Origin of the sequence: Brevundimonas sp., from assembly GCF_013823285.1 — a bacterium.
GTDB lineage: Bacteria > Pseudomonadota > Alphaproteobacteria > Caulobacterales > Caulobacteraceae > Brevundimonas.
This window is the reverse complement of the sequence record NZ_PNLV01000124.1, coordinates 1-6,281: the sequence shown is the minus strand read 5'-3', so window position 1 is coordinate 6,281 and position 6,281 is coordinate 1. Positions and strand designations below refer to the sequence as shown.

Here is a 6,281-nt window from a genome sequence, read left to right as displayed (position 1 = left end):
AGGCGACGGACGCCATGGACGCCTTCCTCGATCAGGCCCGCGCGGCGGAGGGGCGGGGCCCGGCGGATCTGGAGCGGTTCTGCCACCTGTTGGCCTCTCTGGACCAGACCATCAAGCGCGAGATGGACGAGCCGCGCGGCGAGGTGCGGGTGATGACGGCGCACTCGTCCAAGGGGCTGGAGGCGCCGGTGGTGATCCTGCCCGACGTGATCTTCGAGGAGCCCCGGGGCGACGCCCTGCTGGAGACCGACACGGGCGCCTTCCTGTGGTGCGGGTCTTCCGGAGAGGACTGCGCGGCGTCGCAAATGGCGCGGGACGCGCGCAAGCGGCGGGGCGAGGAGGAGTCCCTGCGGCTGCTCTATGTGGGTCTGACCCGGGCGCGGGACCGGCTCATCGTGACGGGGCGCTACGCCTCCAACCGCAAGCTGGAGAACCTGAAGGCGTGGTGGGCGCCGATCCTTGCTGCGTTCGAGCGGCTGGAGGGGGTGCGCGAGGTGGAGACGGCCACGGGCGAGGCCCGGCGGTACGGGGCCGATCCGGTGACGATGGCGCGCACAGCGGCGCCGGCTGTGGCCGCCGCCCCGCCGCCCGCCTGGCTGACCACGGCGCCGCGTACCGAGGCGCCGGAACGCCGCATGGCTCCGGGACGGATGGAGGATGCGGCGCGCACGCCGGCGCCGTCGCCCCTGTCGCGGGTCGGCGGCGGGCTGGGCCGCTGGCGGCGCGGGGAGCTGATCCACCGGCTGCTGGAGCGGCTCCCGGATCTGGCGCCCGAGCGCCGGAGTGCGGCGGCCGTGACGCTGCTGGCGCGCGAGCCGGATCTGGACGCGGCCCAGAAGGCCGAGATGGCGGCGGCGGCGCTGGGGGTGCTGGACGACGCACGCTTTTCCGAGGTGTTCGGCCCGGCCTCGCGGGCGGAGGTGGCGCTGTCGGGCTCTGCGCCGGAGCTGCCCCCGGGCGTGGTGGTGTCGGCGCGGCTGGACCGGCTGGTGGTGACCCCCGACCGGGTGCTGGTGATCGACTTCAAGACCAACCGCCCGGCGCCGGACCGCATCGAGGAGGCCGACCCGGCCTATGTGCGCCAGCTGGCGGTCTACTGGGCGGTGCTGCGGCGGCTGTATCCTGACCGGACCGTGGAGGCGGCGCTGGTGTGGACCGACGGGCCGCGCCTGACGCCGGTCCCGGAAAGCCTGATGCGGGCGGCGCTGGGCGAGGCCCGTGGTTGACCCGGGGCTTCGGCGACCCCACATCGTGACCCGCGCCGGAATCGCCTTAAACTGACCGGCCGCTCAGGAGATTGTTCATGCCCACCCTCAAGGTCACCGACGACAGCTTCGAAGCCGACGTCCTGAAAGCCTCCAAGCCCGTGCTGGTCGATTTCTGGGCGGAATGGTGCGGTCCGTGCAAGCAGATCGGCCCCGCCCTGGAGCAGATCGCCGACGACTACGCCGAGCAGCTGACCGTGGCCAAGATCAACATCGAGGACAGCCCCATGACCCCGTCCAAGCTGGGCGTGAAGGGCATTCCGACCCTGATGCTGTTCAAGGACGGCCACATGGCCTCCATGAAGGTGGGCGCCATGCCCAAGCAGAAGATCATGGAATGGCTTGTCGAGGCCGGAGCCGCGAAGCCGGCGGAATAAGCGGCTGGAAACGGTCGGCCCGCCCCGCTAAGGAGCGGGCATGACCCTTCCCCCCATCCGATACGACGTCTGCGCCGTGGGCAACGCCATTGTGGACGTGCTCGCCCCCTGCAGCCCCGAATTCCTGTCCGCGCGCGGGCTCCAGCCCGGCTCCATGCAGCTGGTGGACGAGACCCAGAGCGCCGTCCTGTATGACGACATGGCCGCGGGCGTGGAGGCGTCGGGCGGTTCGGCGGGCAACACAGTGGCGGGCGTCGGCTCCTACGGCGGGCGCGCGGCCTATATCGGCAAGGTGTCCGAGGACACCCTGGGCGACGTCTTCGCCCACGACATCCGCGCCGCGGGGGTGGCCTTCGACACCCCGCGTCTCAGCGAGGGGCCGTCCACGGGCCGCTGCCTGATCAACGTCACCGACGATGGCCAGCGCACCATGTGCACCTTCCTGGGCGCGGCCAACCAGCTGACCGCAGACGACATCGACCCGGAGATGATCGGCGAGAGCGCCATCGTCTATCTGGAAGGCTATCTGTTCGACCCGGCGCCCGCGCGCGCCGCCTTCGAACGCGCCGCCGACGTCGCCCACCGCGCCGGGCGCAAGGTGGCCATCACCCTGTCCGACACCTTTGTGGTCGCGCGCTGGCGGACCGAACTGCTGGAATTCATCGAGCAATCCACCGACATCGTGCTGGCCAACGAGGCCGAGCTGGGCGCGCTGTACGAGACCGAAGACTTCGACGCGGCCTGCGACCAGCTTGCCGGCATGGTCGAGGTCGCCGCCGTGACGCGCGGGGCCAAGGGCTCGGTGGTTTTGAAGGGCGATCAGCGGGTGGCCGTCGCCGCCTTCCCCGTGGACAGGGTGGTGGACACCACCGGCGCCGGCGACCAGTACGCGGCGGGCTTCCTGCTGGGTCTGGCGCGCGGCCTGCCGCTGGAGGACTGCGGCAAGCTGGGGTCGCTGGCCGCCGCCGAAGTCATCGCCCACTGGGGCCCGCGTCCCATGACCAGCCTGGCCGAACTGGCGAAGAACCGGGGCGTGAAGCTCTAGCGCTCGGCGAACGCCACCCGGGCGGCGCCCAGCAGGGCGGCGTGCTTGTGGGTGATCACCCACGTCGGAATATCCGCCATATAGTCCTGGAACCGGCCCTTGCGCTCGAAACGCTGGCGGAAGGGGCTGGCCTTCAGGAAGGGCAGGATGCGCGGGGCGATGCCGCCGGCGATATAGACCCCGCCGCGCGAGCCCATGGTCAGGGCGATGTCCCCCGCCGCCGCGCCCAGAATGGCGCAGAAGCGGGCCAGTGTGGCGCCGCAGGCGCTGTTCGGATCTTCCAGCGCCGAGCGGGTGATCTCGGCCGGGTCGTCGATGTGGCTCTCGCGCCCGTCGATCTCGGCCAGGGCCCGGTGCATGTTCAGCAGACCCGGCCCGCAGATCAGCCGCTCGATCGACACCCGGTCATAGCGGCGGCGCAGGATGCGCAGGATTTCGTCCTCGACGGCGTCGCCCGGGGCGAAACAGGCGTGGCCGCCCTCGGAGGGCAGGGCCATTTCATTGCCGTGGGTGTCGCGGGCCAGCCCGGCGACGCCGAAGCCCGTGCCGGGGCCCAGCACCGCGATGGCTGAGTGCGGATCCCCTTGAGCCGGCCCGCCCAGGCTTTCCAGACAGTCGCCCGGCACGATGGGCGCGCCCCAGGCGAGGGCCTCGAAATCATTGATCAGGCGGATGGGATTCAGACCCAGGGTCGCCAGCTCGGCCTCCGACACCTGCCAGGGCGAGTTGGTCAGGTCGATGGCGCCGTCGGTGACGGGCCCGGCCACAGCGATGATCCCGCCCGTGGGCTTGACCTCGCAGCCGTCGATGAAGGCCCGCACGCCCTCCAGAAAGGTCGGGTAGTCGGCGCCGAGAAAGCTCTCATGATGCTCCAGCACCGGGCGCCCATCGACCCAGCGGGCGATGGCGAAGCGGGCGTTGGTGCCGCCCACGTCGCCCACCAGCAGGGTGCGGTCATCGGTGCGGGCCGGATCGGACGGGATCATCAGGCGTCCACCGCGCGGTCAACCAGATTGGGGTCGGGCGGGGTGTCGTTGCGGGCCGGTCCGCTGGTGGCGAAGTCGAAACAGACCGAGGCGCCGTCCTCCGCCGCGCCCACCACATGGCGGAAGGCGGCGAACAGCTCGCGGCCATAGCCCCAGGCCGAGCCGTCGGCATAGGCCTGCGGGCGCGGGGCCATCGGACGATCCTCGAAGCCGTCAGCCCCGACCACCGTCAGGACCCCGCTCTCGGCGTCCAGCCGGATCACGTCCCCGTCGCGCACCCTGGCCAGGGCGCCGCCGTCCAGCGCCTCGGGGCTCAGGTGGATGGCAGCGGGGGTCTTGCCTGAGGCGCCGGACATGCGGCCGTCGGTGACCAGCGCTACCTTGAACCCACGATCCTGAATCACCGACAGGGCCGGGGACAGGCTGTGCAGCTCCGGCATGCCGTTGGCCTTGGGTCCCTGAAAGCGCAGCACCACGATCACGTCGCGGTCCAGCTGTCCGGCCTTGAACGCCTCCAGCACGTCTTCCTGACTGTCGAAGACGGCGGCGGGGGCCTCCACCACCCGGTTCTCCGGCTTGACCGCCGAGACCTTGATCACCGCCCGGCCCAGCGCGCCCTTGACCAGCCGCAGGCCGCCGTCCTTCTGGAACGGGTCCGACGCGGGGCGCAGGATTTCCGGGTCCAGCGTCTCGGTCACCCCGTCCTTCCAGACCAGCACGCCGTCCTCCAGCATGGGCTCCTGAAAATAGGCCTCGATGCCCCGGCCCATGATGGTGGTCACATCGCTGTGCAGGTATCCGGCCCGGGCCAGCTCGCGGGTGACGAAGGCCACCCCGCCCGCCGCCTGGAACGCGTTCACGTCGGCCGAGCCGTTGGGATAGACCCGCGCCAGCAGGGGCGTGACCGACGACAGCTCGTCCATGTCGGTCCAGTTGATCAGCACCCCCGCCGCGCGCGCCATGGCCACCAGATGGATGGCGTGGTTGGTGGAGCCGCCGGTGGCCAGCAGGGCGACGATGCCGTTGACGATGGCCTTCTCGTCGATGACGTCGGCCATGCGGCTCCGGCCCTCGCGCGCCAGCTCCACCGCCCGGGTGGCCGCCGCCGCCGTCAGGGCGTCGCGCAGGCCCGTCTCCGGGTGCACGAAGGCGGTGGACGGCAGGTGCAGGCCCATCAGCTCCATCATCATCTGGTTGGAATTGGCGGTGCCGTAGAAGGTGCAGGTGCCCGGCGAATGGTAACTGCCGATCTCGCTTTCCAGCAGGGTCTGGCGCTCCACCTTGCCCTGGGCGTACAGCGCCCGGACGCGGGCCTTTTCGGCGTTGGGGATGCCCGACGGCATGGGCCCGGCGGGGGCGAAGACCACGGGCAGGTGGCCGAACGCCAGGGCGCCCATGAACAGGCCCGGCACGATCTTGTCGCAGACCCCCAGACACAGGGCAGCGTCGAAGGCGTCGTGGGTCAGGGCCACGCCGGTGGACATGGCGATGACGTCGCGGCTGAACAGCGACAGCTCCATGCCGGGGCGTCCCTGGGTGACGCCGTCGCACATGGCCGGGACCCCGCCCGCCACCTGCGCCGTGGCGTTGGCCGCGCGCGCGGCCTCCCGCACGATATCGGGGAAGCGTTCGAACGGCTGGTGGGCCGACAGCATGTCGTTGTAGGCGGTGACGACGCCCACATTGGGCTGGCTGCCCGACATGGCGTTCAGCTTGTCCTTGACCGGGGCGCCGGCGAAGGCGTGGGCCCAGTTGGCGCAGGACAGCTTGGCCCGGCCCGGGGTGTTTCCGGCCGCCCAGTCCATGCGGCGCAGATAGTCGGCGCGGGTCTCGCGGCTGCGGTCGATGATCCGCTCGGTGACGGCGGCGGTGACGGGATTGAGGGGCATCGGCTTACTCTGTCCAGAGGACCTCGAGAGGGGCGCCGCTCGCGATCAGCGCGGCGATGGGCTGGACGGCGGGATCGCCCGCCGCCTCTGCCTCGAACACCGCGCGCTTCTTCGCGCCGGTCAGGGCCAGCACCACGCGGCGGGCGCGGGCCAGATACGGGATGTTCAGGCTGATCCGCTCCTGCGGCGGGGCCATGCCGTCGCGCCCGGGCGGCACGCCGAAAACCGCAGGCTCCAGCGCCGTGGTCAGCAGGGTCTTGAGCGTCGGGCTGCCCGGGAACATGGAGCAGATGTGCCCATCCTCGCCCATGCCCAGCAGCACGGCGTCCAGCGGTCCCTCGCCCTGCAGCGCGCGGGCGGCCAGGGCGGCGGCGCGGTCCACGGTGACGGCGGCGTGGTGCAGGGGGATGAAGCGCGCGGCGGCGGCCTTGCCGGCCAGCAAGGTCTCGCGCATCAGCCGGGCGTTGGAGTCCGGCGAGCTTTCCGGCACGTGGCGCTCATCCACCAGGGTGACGGCGACCCTCGACCAGTCCAGATCGGCCTGGGCGAGGCGGCGATAGATCGGGGAGGGCGTCGACCCGCCCGCCCCGGCGAACAGGGCCTTGTTGTTTGCCGACAGACCTTCGCCCAGCGCATGCGCCAGACGTTCGGCGCAGGCTTCCGACCAGTCGTCGGCGGAGGAAAAAGCTTCGATGGCGACGATCATACGGCCTTCTCCC

At 71.4% G+C, this 6,281-nt stretch carries 6 protein-coding genes; 3 read left to right on the top strand and 3 right to left on the bottom strand.

Going from position 1 to position 6,281, the window contains the following annotated elements; genetic code table 11:
• The 3 genes from C0461_RS12845 to C0461_RS12835 all read left to right on the top strand — a co-directional run.
• Positions 1 to 1,226 (top strand): 3'-5' exonuclease (locus C0461_RS12845; RefSeq protein ID WP_292107564.1); only part of this gene is annotated, 1,226 nt, incomplete at its 5' end.
• Between the two features lie 77 nt (positions 1,227 to 1,303).
• Positions 1,304 to 1,642: a thioredoxin gene (trxA, locus tag C0461_RS12840; RefSeq protein WP_021698130.1), complete on the top strand. Its 339-nt coding sequence runs from the start codon at positions 1,304 to 1,306 to the stop codon at positions 1,640 to 1,642.
• 40 nt (positions 1,643 to 1,682) lie between these two features.
• On the top strand, positions 1,683 to 2,687 hold the full coding sequence (locus C0461_RS12835) for an adenosine kinase (protein ID WP_292107558.1): 1,005 nt from the start codon (positions 1,683 to 1,685) through the stop codon (positions 2,685 to 2,687).
• Here C0461_RS12835 and glk read toward each other — a convergent pair.
• The 3 genes from glk to pgl are packed head-to-tail and all read right to left on the bottom strand — an operon-like array spanning position 2,684 to position 6,268.
• A complete protein-coding gene (glk, locus tag C0461_RS12830; RefSeq protein ID WP_292107557.1) occupies positions 2,684 to 3,673 on the bottom strand; it encodes a glucokinase in 990 nt (329 codons plus the stop codon). The genes C0461_RS12835 and glk overlap by 4 nt on opposite strands.
• On the bottom strand, positions 3,673 to 5,562 hold the full coding sequence (edd, locus tag C0461_RS12825) for a phosphogluconate dehydratase (RefSeq protein WP_292107556.1): 1,890 nt from the start codon (positions 5,560 to 5,562) through the stop codon (positions 3,673 to 3,675). Before edd ends, glk begins: the two co-directional genes overlap by 1 nt.
• Before the next feature lie 4 nt (positions 5,563 to 5,566).
• On the bottom strand, positions 5,567 to 6,268 hold the full coding sequence (gene pgl / locus C0461_RS12820) for a 6-phosphogluconolactonase (RefSeq protein WP_292107566.1): 702 nt from the start codon (positions 6,266 to 6,268) through the stop codon (positions 5,567 to 5,569).
• Between the last annotated feature and the right edge of the window lie 13 nt (positions 6,269 to 6,281).

Bases quoted from the DNA above. Each gene is read 5' to 3' on its own strand.
- edd (WP_292107556.1), bottom strand. From the start codon at position 5,562: ATGCCCCTCAATCCCGTCACCGCCGCCGTCACCGAGCGGATCATCGAC.
- trxA (WP_021698130.1), top strand. From the start codon at position 1,304: ATGCCCACCCTCAAGGTCACCGACGACAGCTTCGAAGCCGACGTCCTG.
- C0461_RS12835 (WP_292107558.1), top strand. From the start codon at position 1,683: ATGACCCTTCCCCCCATCCGATACGACGTCTGCGCCGTGGGCAACGCC.
- pgl (WP_292107566.1), bottom strand. From the start codon at position 6,268: ATGATCGTCGCCATCGAAGCTTTTTCCTCCGCCGACGACTGGTCGGAA.
- glk (WP_292107557.1), bottom strand. From the start codon at position 3,673: ATGATCCCGTCCGATCCGGCCCGCACCGATGACCGCACCCTGCTGGTG.